The following is a 21,021-nucleotide window of genomic DNA, read 5'->3' as shown; positions in this document are numbered from 1 at the left end:
CAATTACCATGATTTATTATTAGTATTATCAAATACAAGGGGGTATTAATGTGAATAGTATATTAGCATTTCTTGAAAAAAGACTTATGCCAGTTGCATCTAAAATTGGTGCTCAAAGACATATGCAAGCAATGAGAGATGGAATGGTTTTAGGTATTCCACTTTTAATTGCTGGTTCCATATTTCTGATTTTATGTAACATACCTTTACCTAATGGAGCGTGGCCTAAATGGTTAGCAAGCACTTTTGGAGAAAACTTCCAAGGCGCTTATTTAGCAGCACCAGCTCACGCTACTTTCTGGATATTTTCTTTAGTAGTATGTATTGGTATTTCGTATTATCTAGCTCAAAGCTACAAGGTTGAACCATTGCCTGCTGCAGTTATAGCTCTAGCATGTTTCTTTACCGTAACACCACAAAATGCTGGAGGCTGGGGAGTTTCTTTTGGGCATATGGGACCTGGAGGCGTTTTTGTTGGAATTATAGTTGCATTTATATCAACGGAAATATATAGACGTATTATACAAAAAAATATAGTTGTAAAGATGCCAGAAACAGTGCCACCTGGAGTTGCAAAATCATTCGCAGCGTTAATTCCAGGGATAGTATGTATTTTTACTATGTTCCTTATTCATTGGTTATGTAGTATAACGCCGTATGGAAATTTACACGCACTCATCACTAAATTAATACAAATACCGCTTAGCCACTTAGGAACAAGTTTAGGTGCAACATTACTTATCGTATTTTTAATTCATTTATTATGGGTATGTGGACTTCATGGAGCAATCATAGTTGGTGGATTAATGGAGCCAATATGGTTAAGTTATATGGAAACAAACTTAAATCTATATAAAGTAGGTAGTCCAGTAACTGAAATAATTAGCAAACAATTCTTTGATTCCTGGGTTTATATCGGTGGATCAGGAGCTACCTTAGCATTAGTTATTTTAATGTTAGTGAAATCTAAAAGTAAGCAAGGTAAAACCTTTGGTAAAACTGTTATAGGTAGTTCATTATTTAATATTAATGAGCCAGTTATATTTGGTATGCCAATTGTAATGAATGCATTACTTATAATACCATTCTTACTAGTACCATTAGTATTGGTTATAACTACTTACTTCGCTATGCAGTGGGGAATTGTAGCAAAACCAGTAGGAATACTAGTACACTGGGCTACACCACCGATTATTGGGGGATGGCTTGCAACCGGTGGAAAAATATCAGGGGCTCTTCTTCAATTATTTAACTTTGGAATAGCAATGCTTATATATTATCCTTTCTTCCGTGCATGGGACAAAAAATGTGTACAAGAAGAAAGTCAAATTGCTATTACTTCAGCAAAAACTGATGTAAATATGTAATATTTGTAGTATTTTTAGTAGAAAATTGAGAGTGAATAATTAAAGTTGAAGGAAAGTTTTAGATTGAAATAGGGTTTATGATTTTTCTAAAAACAGTTTAGAAGTTATTTATTTTACTCTCAATTTTATTATATGAATTTAATACAGAGGGGAGAGGTTAATTATCAAATTAATAATCAATGCTGACGATTTAGGTTTGAGTAAAGGTGTAAATTTAGGAATAATAGAGGCTCATAAAAATGGAATAGTAACATCGTCTACACTTATGACTAATATGGCAGAGTGTGACCATGCATTGAATTTAATTAAGGACAATCCCAATCTTGGAGTAGGAATTCATCTTGTACTAACGGCAGGAAAACCTATAAGTAACAATGTGCCCTCACTTATAAATGAAGATGGGTATTTTAAAAAAATAAATGACATTATTATGAATGGGAAAGTTGAAGATATAAAAAGAGAATTTATAAGTCAAATAGAAAGATTTTATTCACTTGGATTAACTCCAAGTCATATTGATAGTCATCACCATGTTCATGGCGTTGAAGGTATTAATCCTATAGTTTTAGAATTATCAAAAGAATATTTTATACCTGTTAGGAATGTAAATAATAGAAAGTTCAGTGAAGACAATGGTGTTAAAACTACAGAATATTTTAGTGAAAAGTTTTATGGAAAGAACATAAGTACTGACTATTTAAAAGAGCTTTTAAGTGAAACTAGAGGTTATGAAAGTGTAGAAATAATGTGCCATCCAGCTTACATTGATTATGAATTATATAATATGAGCTCATATTATAAAGAGCGTACAAAGGAACTTTTTGTACTAACAAGTTCAGATATTAAAGAGTTTATAAAAGCACAACATATTCAACTAATTAGTTACAAGGATATATAGTAGAGCTCTACTCTGTGAAATTATAAAAGGGGATGTTAAGTATGGACAATCAAGAAGTGATAATGCAATTAATAGTTTCAGGTGGAAATGCTAGAAGTTTAAGTATGCAAGCAATCGGTGAAGCTAAAAAAGGAAATATTTCTAGAGCTAGGGAGATGATCAAGGAAGCATTGGGGGAATTAAATAATACACATAAAATTCAAACTCAGCTAATACAGAAAGAAATATCAGGAGAAGGTGCAGATATAACTTTATTAATGATACATGCCCAAGACCATTTGATGAGTGCAATACTTGTAAAAGATTTGGCAGTAGAATTCATTGATTTATACGAGAATATAATAAACTAAATAAAATTAAGTTATTCATAAATAGCTGTAGCAGATATATAGAGGAGTGTGTATATATGACAAGGCTTAAAATTGTTACCATAGGTGGTGGTTCAAGTTATACACCAGAATTAATAGAGGGCTTTATAAAAAGATATAATACATTGCCAGTAAGTGAAATTTGGCTTGTGGATATTGAAGAAGGTAAAGAAAAATTAAACATAGTCTATGAATTAGCAAATAGAATGGTTGAAAAAGCAGGAGTACCAATTAAGATTTATGCAACGATAGATAGGGCAGAGGCATTAAAGGATGCTGATTTTGTAACGACTCAAATTCGGGTAGGGGGACTAGCTGCACGAATTTTAGATGAAAAAATTCCACTAAAATATAAAGTTATAGGCCAAGAAACTAATGGTGCAGGTGGTTTGTTTAAGGCTCTCAGGACTATTCCAGTTATATTAGAGGTTGCTGAAGAAATGAAAAAGCTATGTCCAAATGCATGGCTTATAAATTTCACTAATCCAGCAGGAATGGTTACAGAAGCTATTTTAAAATATGGAAAAACTAAGAAGGTTATAGGGTTATGTAATGTGCCCATACATATGGAAATGAATATTGCAAAAGCTTTGGAGGTAGAACCGAAACGTATACGTGTAGATTTTGCAGGATTAAACCATATGGTTTATGGATTAAATGTATATTTAGATGGTGTGAAAATTACTGAAAAAGTTATAGATACTATACTTCATAGTGATGTTTCCATGACTATGAAAAATATAATAGATTTAGATTGGGAAAAGGATTTTATAAAGGCATTGAAGATAATACCTTGTCCATATCATAAATACTACTATAAGACAGATGAGATGTTAAATAATGAGTTAAGGGAAGCAGAAAGTTCGGGAACAAGGGCGGAGGTTGTAAAAAAGGTCGAAGAAGAATTGTTTGAAATTTATAAGGACCAAAATTTAGATGTGAAGCCACCACAACTTGAGAAACGTGGAGGAGCCTATTATAGTGATGCAGCTTGTAGATTGATTGATTCAATTTATAATGATAGAAAAGATATTCAAGTAGTTAATACTAGAAATAATGGAGCAATTTCAGATATTCCAAAAGACTCAGCTGTTGAGATAAGCTGTGTAATTACAAAAGATGGACCTGTGCCATGTGTAGTAGGAGAATTACCAATAGCTACGCAAGGACTTATAAAGCAGATTAAAACCTTTGAGATTCTATCAGTAGAAGCTGCAATAGAAGGAAGTTATGATAAAGCCTTATTAGCAATGACTATTAATCCATTAGTTCCGTCTGATACATTAGCTAAAAAGATACTTGATGAAATGTTAGAAGCACATGAACAGTATCTTCCTAAATTTCATAGTGAAAGTAGAGGTTTAGAAAAGGAGGAAGTACATTGAAACAAGATAGTGTAATTGTAAAAAATGAAGTTGGACTTCACGCAAGACCTGCTGCATTAATTGTAAAGGAAGCAACAAAATATAAAAGTAAGATAAATATCATAAAGGGCGAAAATAGTTACAACGGAAAAAGTATAATATCAGTTTTATCTATGTGTGCAATAAAAAATGATGAGTTAACTATATTAGCAGAGGGTGAAGATGAATGCGAAGCGATAAGTGCAATTAAAGAATTAATAGCAAATTATGAAGAATAGCTTTAATTTTACTAACTACATGAATTACCTATAATTGTATTATAATCAGCTGTTATTGGTAATCATAAATAAATACTTATGATTGCATAATAAAGGCTGGTTATATTTATAGAGGGGAGCAATATAATGAAAAAGGGAATACAAGCATCAACTGGATATGCATTAGGAGAAGTGTTTGTTAAGCAGGAAGAAAATTTTAGTTTTGAAGAGAAGAAAATAGAGAAAATAGAGGATGAGAAAAATAGATTAAGGGAAGCGGTTGAAGTTTCTCGGATGCAATTAAATAGAATTAAGGAAAAGTCGGAGAGGGAATTAGGTCATCATAGGTGTGAAATTTTTGAGAGTCACTTAATGTTACTTGATGATCCTGAATTTATTGGAGCAGTGGATAGTGGAATAGAGACTAATAAAGTAAATGCAGAAAAGGCCTTAGAAGATGTAGTAGTGATGTATACAGATATATTTGAAGCTATGGATGATGAATATATGAAGAGTAGGGGAATTGACATAAAAGATGTGGGGCAAAGAATATTACAAAATCTCTTGGGAAAAAAGTCTTATAATATAGGAAATATAAAGGAGAATACAGTTATAATAGCCCATGATTTAACACCTTCAGATACAGCTCAATTAGATAAGAATAAGGTGGTAGCTTTCTTAACTGATATAGGTGGGAGAACATCCCATAGTGCTATTATGGCAAGGATTTTAGGAATACCAGCAGTAGTAGGGTTAGGCGATATTACTCATAGTGTAAAGAATGGAGATAAAATCATAGTTGATGGAGTTAAAGGTATGGTTATAATAAATCCTGATGAAGAAACTATAAGAGTATATGAAGAAAAAAATCAGGATTTCGAAAAAGAAAAAAATGAACTTAAAAAGCTTATAAATGTAAAAGCAGTAACAAAGTCTGGAAAACAAATAAAATTGTGTGGAAATATTGGACAACCAGAGGAAGTGCATCAAGTTCTAGAAAATGGTGGGGAAGGGATTGGACTTTTTAGAACAGAATTTTTATATATGGATAGAGGAGACATGCCTTCAGAGGAAGAGCAGTTTGAGGCATATAAATATGTAGCAGAAAAAATGGAAGAGAAACCTGTAGTAATTAGAACATTAGATATAGGTGGCGATAAAAATTTAGTAAGTTTACCAATGACTAAAGAAGAGAATCCGTTCTTAGGATATAGGGCTATTCGCATATGTTTAGATAGAGTAGATATTTTTAAAGTTCAGTTGAGAGCAGTTCTGAGGGCTTCAGCATTTGGAAATATAAAAGTTATGTTCCCTATGATTTCATCCTTAAATGAATTCCTAGATGCAAAAGGGATTTTACAGGAATGCATGGAGGAGTTAAGGGGAGAAGGAAAGAAGTTTAATGAAGGGTTAGAAGTCGGTATTATGGTGGAGATACCAGCGGCTGCAGTGATGGCAGATGAGTTTGCGAAATATGTGGATTTTTTCAGCATAGGAACTAATGATTTAATCCAATATACTTTAGCGGCAGACCGAATGAATGAAAAAATATCTTACATGTACAATCCAATGCATCCAGCTGTATTAAAACTTATTAAAATTACCATTGAGGCTGCTCATAATGAAGGAAAGTGGTGTGGGATGTGTGGTGAAATGGCAGGCGATGAAACTGCAATTCCAACACTCCTAGAGTATGGATTGAATGAGTTTTCTATGAGTCCATATTCAATTTCAGGAGCGAAAAAGATAATAGTAAATTGGTGAATAGTAAGAACTTTAAGTAATAAAAAATAGCCCTCATTTTAGATATGGAGGCTATTTTTTATTACTTAAATTATAGTGGAGCTGTAGAAAACTATCGGAGGTCTAAGGGGAGAATAGTCTTATAAGTGCAATCTGAAAACTCATAAGACATTGTAGCAGTTCGGCTAAATTGAGTTAGAGATTAAACCATAAACTCAATAAATCTCGTTTAATACTTTACAATATTCCCACAATACCAAATATAATAGGCAAAAATACTGCAGGTAGAAGGTTAGCTACTTTTATTTTAGTAGCATCTAACATGTTAAGGGCTAGTCCTATAATTAGAAGACTACCAATAGAAGTCATAGAACTTATTACAGTAGCACTTAAGATATTTGATAAAACTACTGCTGATATAGTTATAACACCTTGATATATAAAAACTGATACTGCTGAAAAAATAACTCCGATGCCGAGACTAGCTGTAAATATAATAGCTGCAATACCATCTATTATAGATTTGGCGAAAAGTGTAGAGTGATTTCCTTGTAGACCACTTTCAAGGGAACCTACCACAGCCATAGCACCAACGCAAAATATTAAACTTGAATATATAAAGCCTTGAGAAATGGAAACTGTTTTAATAGTTTTATTAGATATATCCTGAGAAATTTCTGATTTTTTATTTTTGATGAATTTTTTATTAACCTTATTTTCAATAAATTCACCTAAATTATTTAGTTGTTTATCTAAGTCGAAAAATTCACCAATAAGTCCACCTAATGCCATGCAGACTATAGTTATGAGGGTATTTTGACCCTCAAGGGAACCGTTTATGCCTATGTAAAGAACACATAAAGCTAATCCTTTCATTATGGTATTACTAATTTTTTCGTTTATTCCACCCTTTATTAGGAGACCCAATATAGACCCTAAAATAATGGCTAAACTATTTACAATTGTACCTAACATCTTAGCAACTCCTATCTGTATAGTTTTATTAAATTATTTATTTGTATGGGAAAATTAAAGTTTTATGACCTTAATTTATTATAAGGCTTGAAGACAACTAAGTCTAGAATATTGAATCTGAGTTAAAAAATTACATACAACTAATAAGTTCTACCATAATAATTTTGAACATGATAGTATAAATTTTATTATTTATACTACTACAAAACGTATAATATTCATAAAAATAAAGTTAGCAGATAAATTTTTTATCTGCTAACTTTATTTTTATTAGTGACTTTATGTATAAATTCATCGATACTTATTCTATCTATAAAGTCACCTAGTTTTTCGCCCATTAAAGCCTCAGATTTATAAAAATCAAAGATATTATCTACAATACCTAGAGCTTCAGCTTCGGTTAAATCTATAGAAATTACATTTGCAATTCTAGGGGTATATCCAGAAGAACCACCAGCGGTAACTCTGAAACCAGTAATATCTGCTATTATACCTATATCCTTGCTATAAACACTACCACAGGCATTTCTACAACCGGACACACCTATTTTAGTTCTACAAGGCATCTCCATTCTCATATATTTATTATACAGCCTCATTCCAGTACTAATAGTATTAGCCTTGCTTCTTTTACAAAAACCAGCAGGACACATTTCTACATTTTTAACTGAGTTTTGTGTAAGAACTGCTGGCTTCATATTTAAAGCTTCCCAAACAGAAGGTAAATCTTCAGACTTTAGATTAGTAATGAGTATTCTTTGACCAGAGGTTAATTTAATCACACCACCATATTTTTTAGCAACTAATGCTATTCTTTCTAAAGCTTCGGGTGTAGTGAAACCACCAGGAATATCAGGGGTTATGGCAAAGGTCCTTTTACCATCCTTTACTTTTTGAAGATTTCCAAAATGAGTACTCAACCTAACATCTCCTTCTTTAATAAATGGTCTATTACTAATAGTTTATATCTGCTGAAGCAACATTTTCCTTGTTGCTAGAAGAACATGGAGTAACTCCATATGTCATATGGCAATGAGGACAGTTATCAACAAGCTTTGACATAGTAAAAGTTTTACCACAGCTACACTCTATTTCATGAGGGATTGAAAGGGGAAAATCGGCCTTTCCTTTACTTCTAACTAAATCAACGATACCTTTACCATCTTTTTTTATAGATGAACATCCACAACTCATAATTAATACCTCCGTTTTAATATTATATTTATACTTTACAACAAGATAAAAAAATATTCCGTAACAAGAGGTACAGAATTGAATATTGAAGTTAGAAAATAGTATTAAATAAAATTTGGAGATACTTTATGTAGTTATAAACTATGTTGGAATAGTGAAACAATAATTAATAAACCAACTGAAATTTATAGCAATCATACAATACCATAAAAACTGTATAATAAATTGTACGGCTTTTTATTGATTTAAATGATATAATTATAGTACTTAAATTGGGAATGAATTTGCATATACTTATATGAGAATAATAAGTTTTGGAGAGGAGTATATATGGATAATATATTTAATAAACCAATACATGAAGTAATAAAGTTAAGGCATTCAGTAAGAAGCTATGAGAATAAATCATTATCAACGGAAGTACTTAAACAAGTAGAAGAATATATAAGTAACATAGAAAATCCTTTTGATATAAAAATAAGGATTAGGTTAATAGAAAGTGATTCTGCTAATAAGGAATTAAAACTTGGAACTTATGGGGTTATAAAGGGAGCTAATTATTACTTAGTTGCTGCATGTGCGAAAGAAAACTATAATTTTGAGGCCCTTGGGTATGTTTTTGAGAAAGTAGTTTTATATTGCACATCTTTAGGTCTTGGAACCGTATGGCTTGGTGGGACATTTAACAAAGGTAATTTTGCAAGTGCTATGGAGATAAAAGAAAATGAAGTTCTTCCTATTGTATCACCGCTAGGATATGAAGGTGGAAGGAAATCGCTTTTGGCAACAATGTTTGGAAGTAACACAAACAAACGCAAATCTTATGGGGAAATATTCTTCAATGATGATTTTCACACAAAACTAAATAAGGAATCATCGGGGGAGTATTATGAAGTTTTAGAGATGTTAAGGCTAGCACCATCTGCTATGAATAAGCAACCTTGGAAGGTATTAAAGCAAAATAATGAATTCCATTTTTATATGGATGGTAAATTAGAAATGAATAGGATTGATATGGGTATTGCCCTTTGTCATTTTCATTTAACGGCCAAAGAACAAAAACTAAGTGGAGAATTTAAAATTATAGATCCAAAGATAGATATTAAGTATAAATATATAATATCTTGGGTAGTGAAGTTAAATTAAAAATTAAAAACTTAGAATTAGGAATTATAGATTTAGAGGTTTAAGTGAATAGTATATATTTATTAATTAACGCTATAGTTTTTTAGGCGGTTATCACTTATTCTGAATTGTGCATTTTAATTAGAATGCATATACAAAAGTAAAGTTAGGAAAGTGGAGGAGATATAATGTTAAACATAGGATGTCATTTGTCAACAACTAAAGGGTTTGAAAATATGGGGAAAGAGGCACTTGGAATTGGTGCTAATACTTTTCAATTTTTCACTCGTAATCCAAGAGGTGGAAAAGCTAAAGCTATAGATGTAAAGGATGTTGAAGCCCTTTTAGAAATCTTGAGGAATAATAACTTTGCAAAGATTTTAGCCCATGCACCTTATACATTAAATGCTGCGTCTGCAGATGAAAGTACTAGAAATTTTGCTATGGATATGATGATAGATGATTTAGTTAGGATGGAATATGTACCAAATAATTTGTATAACTTTCATCCAGGAAGCCATGTTAAACAAGGTGTTGAGGTTGGGATTAATTATATTGTAGAAATGCTTAATAAAGTTATTAAACCTGAGCAGACAACTAAGATATTACTAGAAACTATGGCTGGAAAGGGGTCAGAAATAGGAAGAAATTTTGAAGAGATAGCAGAAATTATAAGTAGAGTAGAGCTTAAAGATCATATGGGAGTATGTATGGATACATGTCATGTGTATGATGCTGGATATGATATTGTAAATGATTTAGATAAAGTATTAGAGGAATTCGATAAAATTATAGGACTAGAAAAACTATATGCAATACACTTAAATGATAGTAAAAATCCTTTTGAGAGTCATAAAGATAGACATGAAAAAATTGGAGAAGGATCCATAGGAATTGAGGCAATTACAAGAATTATTAACCATCCTAAGTTGCGTCATTTACCATTTTTCCTTGAGACACCTAATGAACTAGATGGCTATGGTAAGGAAATAGAAATATTGAAAAGCTTGTATAATGACTAGTAACATAAGGTAATAATTTTATTGAATGAAAATTAAGATGTAGAAGTTTTTATTAAGAATAAATTCTCCATTTGGATTTTTAGGCAATGTATACTATAAGCTAGGTTTAATATTGTATCTTACTCACAATGATTTATAAAACCCCTTATGATATGATTTTTTTTAGAATAATTATTATATATAAATTGTACTAAATAAAATAACTTAGGGGGATATACGATATGACTGCAAAGCTTTTTACAAATGTTAGATTAAAAGGGCAAGAAGATTTATGTGATATTTTAGTTGAAGATGGCATATTTGTAGAGATTGGTTCACATCTTAATAAAAAATATGATATGAGAAATTTGGAAATAGTTGATATTGAGGGGAATTTAACAGTTCCACCATACGTTGAACCACACATTCATTTAGACTATGTATATACTGCACATAATTCTGGTGCAGGTAATTCAACGGGAACATTATTTGAAGGAATTCAAAGATGGTCAGAGACTAAGGGTAGCTTGAAGGAAGATGATGTTAAGGAACGAGCTAGAAAAGCTATGAAGAAGCAAATATTAAGTGGAATACAAAATATTAGGACACATGTGGACGTTACGGATCCTAATCTAACATCTTTAAAAGCAATGCTAGAACTAAAGGAAGAATTTAATGAGTTACTAACCATGCAGATAATTGCTTTTCCGCAAGAGGGAATGTATGCATATAGAGGTGGAGATGAGCTAGTTGAGGAAGCTCTTAAGATGGGGGCAGATGTAGTTGGTGCAATTCCTCATTTTGAATATACTAGAGAGTTTGGTGACAAGTCTGTAAAAAAAGCCATAGAACTTGCTTGTAAATATGGTAAATTGATAGATATTCATTGTGATGAAACTGATGATGAGCAATCAAGATTTTTAGAGGTTTTAGCAGCACATTCATACTTGGAAGGGATTGGTAGTAGGGTAACTGCAAGTCATACTTGTGCTATGCATTCATATAATAATGCATATACTTATAAGCTTTTCAAATTACTTAAACAATCTAAGTTAAACTTTATTTCATGCCCAACTGAGAATATACACCTACAGGGCAGATTTGATGGATATCCCAAGAGAAGAGGGGTAACAAGGGTTAAGGAAATGGTTCAAAATGGAATAAACGTATGCTTTGCTCAGGATTCGATGTCAGATCCATGGTATCCACTGGGATCAGGTAATCTTATGAATATTCTTGATGCGGGACTTCACATATGCCAGATGATGAGTTTTGAGGAAATAAATAATGCGTTAGATCTTATAACTATAAATGGTGCTAGAACTCTTAATATACTAGATCAATATGGTATAGAAGAAGGGAAACCAGCTAATTTTATTGTATTAAATGCTAAAAATGAGTTTGAGGCTATATGTGATAGAGTTTCAGTTTTATATTCAATAAGAGATGGTGAGTTTTTATTTAAGCGTATAACAGAGAAAATAGAAACAGACACAATGATATTAAAATAAGGAATAAATGGTAAGTCATCTCTTGGGACACAATTTAAGAGATGACTTTTTATTATGAAAGGGTTTTATGATGATTAAATGTAGAGAATTGATGGAACTTAGTTCGTTTAAGAATATAGAACTTGTAGCTGGAATAAATGGGCTAGATAGAAATGTATCGTGGCCATATGTGGGTCAAACGGAGTCAGTGGCACAATGGGTTCATGGTGGAGAGTTGCTTTTCATAACAGGAATGGGCAGAAACATTGATGATAAAAGTTTAGTAGGGCTTTTGAAGGAGTCTATACATAAAAATTTAGCGGGTTTAGTTATACTTATAGGGAATGATTATATTAAAGAAGTTTCTTGTGAAATTATAGATGTAGCTAATGAAAATGACTTTCCAATTTTCCAAATGCCATGGAATATAAAGCTTATAGATGTAACTAGAGAAATTTCTAGTTTTATAATGGAAAAGCAATTTGAAGAAAGAAAAGGAAAGGATTTTTTAGGGAAATTATTATTTTCAGAAGAATATACTAGAGAAAATATATATAATATAGTTAAGTCCTATGAGATAAGTATAAAACCAAAATGGTTTATATCAATTTTCAATATAGGTACAAAAAAAATTGATGTTAATTACAAATATAAAAATGTAATGATTGACTCGGATTATGTGCAGGAGACTATTAATAGTATGTGTAGGGAAAATAATGTATCCGTAATATCACTAATCCATGGAGATAACATTATATGTTTAATAAGCGAAGAGGAATGTGGGGCATCCAATGATAGTGATAAATATATAAAAGTAGTATATAAACTTCTTAAAGAAAGATATAAAATATTAGATATTTACTTGTGTATAGGGAGAGCCTATAGAGATATATATGATATGAAAAAAAGTTATGAGGAAGCAATTAATGGATTGAGATTACAGATAAGAGGTTCTATAAAAGAAGACATAATAGAGTACTCTAATTTGGGGATTTACCGGTTATTATTTGAAGTAGAAAACATAGAGGAGATTAAGAAATATTACAATGAGGTATTAGGAAACCTATTAGAGTATGATAGGAAAAATGGCACAAATTTAATTGATACATTAAAGGCGTATCTATTTAATAATTGCAATTTAATAAAGACATCTCAAAATGTGTTTATACATAGAAATACATTAGTTTATAGACTAAATAAAATAAAAAACATCTTAAATATAGATTTAGATAGTTCTATATGTAGAGTAGAATTAATGAATTGTATAATGATAGCCAACTATTTAAAATCACAGGAGTAATAAAAGCAGATAAATCTAAGTGGTTGTGTAGTTTACTTGATATAAATAATATAGGTGTAAGGTTTAAAGATTATCTGCTGGATTAACAATAAACTGTCTAGTTTTACCCATAGTGTAGGCAAGTTTTATCATGGCTTTTTCTTCCTCGGACATCTCTCTATTATACATCTTTTTAAATTGATTAATTAATCCGTCCACATCAACTTTTTCTTTAACAACTTGAATTCGATTAGAATGCCCAGGAGTATATATTATAGGGGATATATTATCATTATAAATTTTCTTGAAAACTTCAGAAGTATAGTATGCATCGTTGAAGGCATCGTGAAACTCACCTTGAAATTTAATATTTAAAAGTTCAACAGCATTTCCTAATCCGATTTTACTTCCCTTTGGAGTTTTGAGGTATTTTGAAGCATAACCTTGAATATCAATATATTTTTTAGGAATATAGGAAGTTGGAAGGTTATGAAATATTAAATTACGTAGAAGCTCTTTAATATCAGTATTTCCCCAAACAACAAGTATAGACTCATCTTCACCTATGAACTTTATAAAGTCTTGATAAAGTTGAGGAAGGCTTTTAGATGAATCTAATTGTTGATTGCTTATTTTGGTAAGATTTTCAACATATGGATGTATAGTTTTGTGAATTGTTGGCTTGATTAAATTGTTAAATGTGGAAAGAATCTCGAAATTTTTATTTAGCTTTATTGCTCCGATTTGGATAATCTCAAAGGTGAGAGCAGGGTTAGTATTAGATCTAATATTAGTAGTAGTGGGTAAAGCCTGATTAAATTCTAAATCAAATATTATATAGTTCATTTTATCACCTTCCTAAGATAGAGAAATAGGTTGTCTTAGGATAAAGAATTCAACCTTAAAACAACCTTTTCAATATTATATTTTTTGAATATTTACAGCCATTGGACCTTTATCACCTTTTTCAACATCAAAGGTAACACTTTCACCCTCGTGTAAATCTTTATTGGGTCCTTTTTCTTTAATTTGTGAGTGATGTACGAAAACGTCATCCCCTTCATCGCAAGAAATAAATCCATATCCCTTTTCTTGATCATACCATTTAATTATACCTGTTCTACTAGACATTAATAAAGCCTCCTTTAGATTTATGAATAATAGTATTTGTATTATTATATATTTTTACGCATTATTTAAAAAAAATGTGATTGTAGGTTATACGGTAAGGATATATGTGTATAAGATGAAATTTGCAAGTTAGGATTATAAGATAACTCTTGGGTGGGGAATAAAATCAGAATATCAATGTAAAAAGAAGTAAAACAGGGGTAGAATGTATGTGAAAAATGTTATTTCGCCATTTTATTACATAATAAACAATAATAGTATAATGAGGGTGAGAAATATTGAACAAAATAAGAAAAAAATTAAATTTGAATAAACAAAATAAAAAAAATATGGTATAATACTTTTGGCTACAGGATATATAGTGTAGCACATTAAAAGAGTAATTAGTTTTACATTGAGAAAGGGAGATACACATGAAGAAAATAATTGCATTACTTTCACTTGTACTTTTAACAATGGGAATATTAGTTGGTTGTGGTTCAAAGAATACAGCTAACGAGGATTTAGTGGTATACTTTGTACCGTCAAGAAATCCAGATGAAATAAGAACAGCTACAGCTCCGTTAGCAGAAATGCTAAAGACTGAGTTAACTGCTCAGGGATTTGAATTCAAAAACATAAAGGTTGAGGTTGGTACTAGTTTCGAAGCAGTAGGAGAAACATTATCAGCAGGAACAGCTCACGTTGGATTTATACCAGGTGGAACTTATGTTTTATATGATGATGGTGTAGATGTTGCACTAACAGCTACTCGTAGCGGATTAAGTCATGATTCAGATAATGCTGCAGATTGGAATACAGCTCCAACAGAAGCGACAGAAGACAAAGTAACTTACTATCGTTCATTAGTAATAGCTGGTCCAACTGAAAAAGGTAAAGAATTAGCTGCTAAGATAAATGGTGGAGAAAAGTTAACTAAAGAAGACGTAGAAAGTGCTACTTGGGGAATATCAAGTAATACAACGTCTCCAGCAGGATATATATATCCAAGTTTATGGTTACAAGAAAATTATGGCATATCTTTAACTGATTTACCAAATAAAGTAGCGTTAGATAACTATGCTACTTCATTATCACAACTTGCTAGTGGTCAGATAGATGTAATGGTAACTTATGCTGATGCTCGTCGTGATTATGAAAAGGACTGGACTACTACATTTGGTAGAAAAGCTTCAGTTTGGGAAGAGACTAATGTTATAGGGGTAACTGAACCTATATATAATGATACTATATCTGTAACTAAAGATAAGAGTATGACGCCAGAATTAAAAGAAGCTATACAAAAAGCTTTTATTAACATAGGAAACACTCCAGAAGGTAAAAAAATTATATCTATATATAGCCACACTGGTTATGAAATAGGAGATAATAAAAACTATGATGGGGAAAGAGCTGCACAAGAATTAATAAAATCTATGCAGAAATAATTAAAGTAATAAAATGGGTTCATGATTTACATGAACTCATTTTATTCATATCAAGGTAGAATACAGTAAATGTAATTGCAGTTATCTAAACTTAATTAAGATAAAATATAGAAAATACTATTTGAAATATATAACATGGAGGGATACTTTTGATAAAATTTGATAAAGTAAATAAAATATATCCAAATGGGTTACATGCGTTAAAAAATGTATCACTGGACATTGAGCAGGGAGAATTCGTTGCAATAATAGGTCTATCTGGGGCAGGGAAATCTACATTACTTAGAACAATAAATAAGATGCACGATATAAGTGATGGTGTATTAACTGTAGATGGACAAGAAGTTAAGGATTTAAAAGGAAAAGATTTACGTAAATTTAGACGTAAATTAGGAATGGTATTCCAATCTTTCAACTTGGTTACTAGAACAACGGTTATAAGAAATGTATTAACATCTAGAGTTCCAGATATGCCACTATGGAAATCTATACTAGGCATATACTCAAAGGAAGATAAAATCATTGCGTTAGAGGCTTTAGATAAGGTTGGGATATTGGACAAGGCTTATGTTAGAGCAGATCAACTATCAGGAGGACAGCAACAACGTGTTGCATTAGCAAGGACTTTAGCACAAAATCCTGAAGTTATATTAGCTGATGAGCCAGTTGCAGCCCTTGACCCAATAACAGCAGCTCAAGTTATGGATGATTTTAAAAAAGTTAATAAGGAAATGAATATATCAATTCTTATAAACATACATCATGTAGATTTAGCATTAAAATATGCTGATAGAGTAGTTGGCATAAAAGCTGGACAAATAGTATACGATGGACCATCTAACAAGGTTGATGGAGAAATATTAAAGCAGATATATGGACGTGAATTAGCTGCTGATGAATTAATGGGGGACTAATTATGGTACAAGCTATTAAAAATATTTTCAAACCAGAGAAAATCGTATTGAAGGATGGTAGAGAAATTCAGCCACCAAAATCGGTAGTACCTTATGTGATAATTGGATTAGTTGTAGCTATATTTATATCTGCACAGATAACAGGATTTGATTTTTCAAAGATAGTAAAAAGAGGAAACGAGTTCTTTGTAATATTAAAGTCTATGTTCCCACCAGATCTTAGCTTTGCAAAAAGTGCATTACCACCACTGGTAGAAACTATAAAGATGTCTCTACTTGGTTCAATGATTGGTAGTTTTATTGCAATACCTTTTGCAATTGTATCATCAGTTAATATAAATAAATCAAAGATTGTATTAACTATAGTTAGATTAATATTAAGTGTAACAAGAACTTTACCAACTCTAGTGCTAGCCCTAATTGCAACCTATGTATTTGGACTTGGGACTTTTGCTGGAACAGTTGCAATAACAATATTTACATTTGGGTTAGTAGTTAAAATGTTATATGAAAAAATTGAAACTGTAGATATGGGACCATTTGAGGCTATGGAAGCTGTTGGAGCAACAAAGTTAAAAGCTTTTATAGCAGCTATAATGCCACAAATTCTACCAACATATATTTCAAGTTGTTTATATAGTTTAGAAATAAATGTGCGTTATGCAGCAATACTTGGGTATGTTGGAGCAGGTGGAATAGGTCTTATATTAAATGAAAAAATAGGTTGGAGACAGTATGATAAGGTTGGTATGATACTTATCATGTTATTTGTAACGGTTGTGATTATAGAAAATCTAAGTAAATATGCAAGAGAAAGGTTGGGGTAATATGGAATTGACGGTAAATAAGCAATTAGAAAAAGAGCCAAAACTGTGGATTAATAAAGCCCTAACTGCGGTATTTGTTATACTTATAATAATGTGGGCTGCTAAATCAGTTGCTTTTAGTGGTGTTAAAGATAATGGAGTAGAAATAGCTAAAAATGTATTATCAGGAATATTACATCCTGATATGGAAATGCTATTTGATTTCAAAACAGGGGTGCCATACCTACTACTTGAAACAGCGGCTATAGCATTGTTAGGTACAATAATTGGAACAATACTTGCAGTGCCACTTTCATTTATGGCATCTAGCAACATAGTTCCAAAGTGGTTAAGTACAATAACATTATTTGTAATAGCGGCAATAAGAACTTTTCCGTCTTTTGTTTATGGATTAATGTTCATACGTGTAACTGGTCCTGGTCCATTTGCCGGAGTGCTTACTATGTCTGTGGTATCTATAGGGATGTTATCTAAGATGTTTATAGAAGCTATAGAGGATTTAGATACTAAGATATTAGAATCCTTAGATGCGGCTGGATGCAATACATTTGAAAAAATAAGATATGGTATATTACCACAACTATTTACAGATTTTGTATCGACGGCTATATATAGATTTGAGATAAATATAAAAGATGCATCTACACTAGGGCTTGTTGGAGCTGGTGGTATAGGTGCACCCCTAGTATTTGCTATGAACGCCTTTAATTGGAGTGAAGTTGGGGCAATACTATGTGGATTGATAATTCTTGTATTAGCAGTAGAAATAACATCAACTAAAATAAGAAACAAACTAGCGCGGGGATAAGTGACACTCCAAATCTATGATTTGGGTAGTGGAACTTACTCCACCGAATGTATATGAGGCGGAGTGTCCTTGCGAGCAAAGCGAGAAGGTCCAAATCTATGATTTGGGTAGTGGAACTTACTCCACCGAATGAAGAAAATATAATATTTGTAGGAATCACACCTAAAGTCATAAGTAGATTTACACTGATCGTAATTTATCGGTGTGAACTTTACCTTGAATTTAGGTGTGATTTTTAGTTTGTAGAATATACAATTTACTTAAGTTAGAGAGATTATGATATGATTGAGATATATTAATGGTTGTGATTGAATAGTATAACCATTTTCTGTATTAAGCATATAAATTATCTTCATATAGAAACAAATTTATGATATTGGGTTTTAGAATGGATAGGAGTATAGGATGAATGTAGAAAATTTTATTAACATATTGAGTAATTATGGTAACATGGCTGTATTCATAAGTTTATTTGCAAATGTGATTATAGGGATAGTAGGTGTGTTACCGTCTATATTCGTAACTGGGGCAAATATCATTTTCTTTGGTACTGTAAATGGATTTTTCATATCATTGATGGGAGAAACGATTGGTGCAGTAGTAGCATTTTCGTTATATAGAAAGGGTTTTAAAAGGAGAGCTGAAAAATTTTCGATTAACAATAGGTACTTGAAAAGGTTGGTACAAAGTGAAGGGGTAGAAAGTTGTTATTTGGTGGGTTTAACTAGGTTATTACCATTTATACCGTCAGGATTTGTGACGATAGGTGCTTCAATAAGCAATATAAATATAATCTATTTTACAATAGCCACATTCGTTGGGAAAATACCATCTATTACATTAGAAGCTTTAGTTAGCTATGATTTTATTAATATACAAGATAATTGGATTAGACTTGTAATTACATTAATATCATTAATATTAATTATAAGCTTTATAAATAACAAATATAAAAACAATGAGTAACATTTAAATGTTACTCATTGTTTAAAATGGTGTGTACACTGCTAGTTAATAAATCACATTAAGATATTTACTTCTATCAACTACTACATTTTTATGAGTTTTGAAGTAGTCTATTATAATATCAGGCATTTCATTTAATACTTCTTTTACAATTTTACAATCAGTATAGAAGTCATAACCACCTGCACCTGTTGCTCTATAGTTGTTCATAGCAAGAGTAAGTTTATCATTTTCAGTAATTTCCTTGTCTTTGAACTTCATAGAAGTTACACGATTACCTACTTCTTTGGTTAAATCAAAGGAGTAGTTTAAGTTTGCAAAATAATCATAATTATAGTGCTCAACCTTAGGTTTTAAAAACAAATCAGATACACAGAATTCTCCATTTTTCTTATCGAAGTAACTGGCGGATCTTTCCAAAGCTAATTTAAGGACCTTTCCACTTACCTCTAAAATGCTTAAGGTATTTGGAAACATGTAGGTAGAGGTTATATCTCTCACTGTTACATTTTTATTAAAACCTTTTATAGAGTTAGCAAATGATGTGACAGAAATGTCCGCTCCACTCTCAGCTAATTGTATTTGGTTTATAAAGTTAGCTAGATATGAGCCATTTAACGCCATATCAATATGGGTAGTAGGTTGAAGTTCTATATCTAAAAATCCTACTGGAGTATCAAGCCACTGTTTAACATCATTTTCAACATCAAGGTATTTATTATACATTTCTTTATTAGGATTAATAGATACCTTCTTTAATGATGAACTTATATTTTTGCTCAAATTTTCATTAAGCTCTAAATTTAATTCTAAGAATTTAGTTCCGTTAGGTGGAGTTTGAGCTATATAAGTGCCGTGTAAAGAATGACCATGAATTTCCATGTGCTGATGACCGGTGAGTAATATATCAAAGTCAAATTCTTTACAGAGTTTATAAGCTATATTTTCTTTGGTTTTGCTTAATTCTTTATGTGAATCTAAATCATATTCAAATCCACCATGATAAATACCAATAAGAATGTCACATTGGTTCTTTATTTTATCATAATGCGAGTGTATAGAAGTAAATGTATCTGATACAGTAAAGTTTTCTAGATTGGAAGGTCGTTCCCACCTATTTATAAAATCAGTTGTAAAACCTATTACTCCCACTTTCAAACCGTTTTCCAAGGTTTTAATATCACAAGGAAGTATAGGGATATCATTTGTTTTATCAACTACATTTGTACATAAACATTTAGCATCTAGATTATTAATATATTTCTTTAAATAGTCATATCCATAGTTAAAGTCATGATTACCAAGGGTTACATAATCATATTTACCTTGATTCATAATAGTAGCTATTGGATGTTGGGTGAAATCTGTATTACTAAGGTAATTAGTAAAAGGTGAACCTTGAATGGTGTCACCAGCATCGATTATCAAGGTATTTCCATCTTTATTAAACTCATTAATAATATTTAATAGTCCCATGTTTTTTTCACTATCATCTCTATAATCTGTTGGATATATATATCCATGTAAATCGGATGTAAAGTAAATCTTTAGTTTTTTCATTTTAGCACCTCATTATATAGTTTATAAGTAATTATAACATATCTAGTATTTACATATAAAAAGAAAGAATAGAGAAAAATTATAAAAAGTATTTTTAGATTAATGATATGAATATAGTATGACAATGAATATGAAAAAAATGTAATAATTTGAAGAAGTAGAAAGAGTTTTTAAAATATATTTTACTTAAATTTAAATATATTTTAAAAAATGTTGCTATTATTTATTAAGTGTGTTATTCTAAATAAGAAGTGAAACAAGAAAAACAATAACGCGGGGTGGAGCAGTTGGCAGCTCGTTGGGCTCATAACCCAAAGGTCGTAGGTT

General features: G+C 31.1%; 22 protein-coding genes. 16 read left to right on the top strand and 6 right to left on the bottom strand.

Translation table 11 applies throughout. The features are described 5' to 3' along the window. The first annotated feature begins 50 nt into the window (after positions 1 to 50). The 6 genes from celB (at position 51) to ptsP (ending at position 6,018) form a co-directional block, all read left to right on the top strand. Entirely contained in the window at positions 51 to 1,367 is a 1,317-nt protein-coding gene (celB, locus tag RSA29_RS03010) for a PTS cellobiose transporter subunit IIC (RefSeq protein WP_346942144.1), read from the top strand. 160 nt (positions 1,368 to 1,527) lie between these two features. After that, a complete protein-coding gene (chbG, locus tag RSA29_RS03005; RefSeq protein ID WP_346942407.1) occupies positions 1,528 to 2,265 on the top strand; it encodes a chitin disaccharide deacetylase in 738 nt (245 codons plus the stop codon). 41 nt (positions 2,266 to 2,306) lie between these two features. Continuing rightward, positions 2,307 to 2,615 carry a PTS lactose/cellobiose transporter subunit IIA gene (locus tag RSA29_RS03000; protein ID WP_346942143.1) on the top strand — a complete coding sequence of 103 codons (309 nt, stop codon included), beginning with the start codon at positions 2,307 to 2,309 and terminating at the stop codon, positions 2,613 to 2,615. Between the two features lie 56 nt (positions 2,616 to 2,671). Beyond that, the gene (locus RSA29_RS02995; protein ID WP_346942142.1) at positions 2,672 to 4,018 is read left to right on the top strand and encodes a 6-phospho-beta-glucosidase; all 1,347 of its coding nucleotides are present in this window, start codon (positions 2,672 to 2,674) and stop codon (positions 4,016 to 4,018) included. Beyond that, on the top strand, positions 4,015 to 4,275 hold the full coding sequence (locus RSA29_RS02990) for an HPr family phosphocarrier protein (RefSeq protein ID WP_346942141.1): 261 nt from the start codon (positions 4,015 to 4,017) through the stop codon (positions 4,273 to 4,275). The genes RSA29_RS02995 and RSA29_RS02990 overlap by 4 nt, the downstream gene beginning before the upstream one ends. A 126-nt stretch (positions 4,276 to 4,401) precedes the next feature. Next, positions 4,402 to 6,018 carry a phosphoenolpyruvate--protein phosphotransferase gene (gene ptsP / locus RSA29_RS02985; RefSeq protein WP_346942140.1) on the top strand — a complete coding sequence of 539 codons (1,617 nt, stop codon included), beginning with the start codon at positions 4,402 to 4,404 and terminating at the stop codon, positions 6,016 to 6,018. Positions 6,019 to 6,234: 216 nt separating this feature from the next. On the opposite strand, the gene RSA29_RS02980 is transcribed toward ptsP, so the two are convergent. From RSA29_RS02980 to RSA29_RS02970, 3 genes are all read right to left on the bottom strand, one after another. After that, positions 6,235 to 6,972 (bottom strand): DUF554 domain-containing protein, encoded by a 738-nt coding sequence (locus tag RSA29_RS02980; protein WP_346942139.1) that lies wholly within the window; start codon positions 6,970 to 6,972, stop codon positions 6,235 to 6,237. A 248-nt stretch (positions 6,973 to 7,220) separates the two neighbouring features. Beyond that, positions 7,221 to 7,892, bottom strand: coding sequence for an NAD(P)/FAD-dependent oxidoreductase (locus tag RSA29_RS02975; protein WP_346942138.1), 672 nt, complete (start codon positions 7,890 to 7,892; stop codon positions 7,221 to 7,223). A 34-nt stretch (positions 7,893 to 7,926) separates the two neighbouring features. After that, positions 7,927 to 8,166 (bottom strand): hypothetical protein, encoded by a 240-nt coding sequence (locus RSA29_RS02970; protein ID WP_346942137.1) that lies wholly within the window; start codon positions 8,164 to 8,166, stop codon positions 7,927 to 7,929. Between the two features lie 330 nt (positions 8,167 to 8,496). Between RSA29_RS02970 and RSA29_RS02965 the strand changes: the two genes are divergently transcribed. The 4 genes from RSA29_RS02965 (at position 8,497) to RSA29_RS02950 (ending at position 13,082) form a co-directional block, all read left to right on the top strand. Continuing rightward, positions 8,497 to 9,312, top strand: coding sequence for a nitroreductase family protein (locus tag RSA29_RS02965; RefSeq protein ID WP_346942136.1), 816 nt, complete (start codon positions 8,497 to 8,499; stop codon positions 9,310 to 9,312). A 167-nt stretch (positions 9,313 to 9,479) separates the two neighbouring features. Next, positions 9,480 to 10,313, top strand: a complete 834-nt coding sequence (locus RSA29_RS02960; protein WP_346942135.1) for a deoxyribonuclease IV — start codon at positions 9,480 to 9,482, stop codon at positions 10,311 to 10,313. Positions 10,314 to 10,534: 221 nt separating this feature from the next. Then, complete coding sequence (gene codA / locus RSA29_RS02955; RefSeq protein ID WP_346942134.1) at positions 10,535 to 11,803, top strand: cytosine deaminase; 1,269 nt, start codon at positions 10,535 to 10,537, stop codon at positions 11,801 to 11,803. A 67-nt stretch (positions 11,804 to 11,870) separates the two neighbouring features. Then, the gene (locus RSA29_RS02950; RefSeq protein WP_346942133.1) at positions 11,871 to 13,082 is read left to right on the top strand and encodes a PucR family transcriptional regulator ligand-binding domain-containing protein; all 1,212 of its coding nucleotides are present in this window, start codon (positions 11,871 to 11,873) and stop codon (positions 13,080 to 13,082) included. 63 nt (positions 13,083 to 13,145) lie between these two features. On the opposite strand, the gene RSA29_RS02945 is transcribed toward RSA29_RS02950, so the two are convergent. Together RSA29_RS02945 and RSA29_RS02940 are read right to left on the bottom strand one after the other, a co-directional pair. Beyond that, the gene (locus tag RSA29_RS02945) at positions 13,146 to 13,907 is read right to left on the bottom strand and encodes a 3'-5' exonuclease (protein ID WP_346942132.1); all 762 of its coding nucleotides are present in this window, start codon (positions 13,905 to 13,907) and stop codon (positions 13,146 to 13,148) included. A 75-nt stretch (positions 13,908 to 13,982) separates the two neighbouring features. Continuing rightward, positions 13,983 to 14,192, bottom strand: coding sequence for a cold shock domain-containing protein (locus RSA29_RS02940; RefSeq protein WP_346932062.1), 210 nt, complete (start codon positions 14,190 to 14,192; stop codon positions 13,983 to 13,985). Between the two features lie 413 nt (positions 14,193 to 14,605). Here RSA29_RS02940 and RSA29_RS02935 point away from each other — a divergent pair, with 413 nt between their 5' ends. The 6 genes from RSA29_RS02935 to RSA29_RS02910 all read left to right on the top strand — a co-directional run bounded on the left by RSA29_RS02935 (position 14,606) and on the right by RSA29_RS02910 (position 19,134). After that, positions 14,606 to 15,619, top strand: coding sequence for a PhnD/SsuA/transferrin family substrate-binding protein (locus RSA29_RS02935; protein ID WP_346932063.1), 1,014 nt, complete (start codon positions 14,606 to 14,608; stop codon positions 15,617 to 15,619). A 143-nt stretch (positions 15,620 to 15,762) separates the two neighbouring features. Next, positions 15,763 to 16,533: a phosphonate ABC transporter ATP-binding protein gene (gene phnC, locus RSA29_RS02930; RefSeq protein ID WP_346932118.1), complete on the top strand. Its 771-nt coding sequence runs from the start codon at positions 15,763 to 15,765 to the stop codon at positions 16,531 to 16,533. Between the two features lie 2 nt (positions 16,534 to 16,535). After that, positions 16,536 to 17,360, top strand: a complete 825-nt coding sequence (phnE, locus tag RSA29_RS02925; RefSeq protein WP_346932064.1) for a phosphonate ABC transporter, permease protein PhnE — start codon at positions 16,536 to 16,538, stop codon at positions 17,358 to 17,360. A gap of 1 nt (position 17,361) precedes the next feature. Next, positions 17,362 to 18,168: a phosphonate ABC transporter, permease protein PhnE gene (gene phnE / locus RSA29_RS02920; RefSeq protein WP_346932065.1), complete on the top strand. Its 807-nt coding sequence runs from the start codon at positions 17,362 to 17,364 to the stop codon at positions 18,166 to 18,168. A 98-nt stretch (positions 18,169 to 18,266) separates the two neighbouring features. Further along, on the top strand, positions 18,267 to 18,407 hold the full coding sequence (locus RSA29_RS02915) for a hypothetical protein (protein WP_346944345.1): 141 nt from the start codon (positions 18,267 to 18,269) through the stop codon (positions 18,405 to 18,407). Positions 18,408 to 18,573: 166 nt separating this feature from the next. Beyond that, positions 18,574 to 19,134 (top strand): VTT domain-containing protein, encoded by a 561-nt coding sequence (locus RSA29_RS02910; protein ID WP_346942131.1) that lies wholly within the window; start codon positions 18,574 to 18,576, stop codon positions 19,132 to 19,134. Between the two features lie 45 nt (positions 19,135 to 19,179). Here RSA29_RS02910 and RSA29_RS02905 read toward each other — a convergent pair whose 3' ends face one another. Further along, positions 19,180 to 20,694, bottom strand: coding sequence for a bifunctional UDP-sugar hydrolase/5'-nucleotidase (locus tag RSA29_RS02905; RefSeq protein ID WP_346942130.1), 1,515 nt, complete (start codon positions 20,692 to 20,694; stop codon positions 19,180 to 19,182). Positions 20,695 to 21,021 lie beyond the last annotated feature (327 nt).

Source organism: Clostridium sp., assembly GCF_036660475.1.
Classification (GTDB): domain Bacteria; phylum Bacillota; class Clostridia; order Clostridiales; family Clostridiaceae; genus Clostridium_J.
This window is presented reverse-complemented; position numbering and strand designations above follow the sequence as displayed.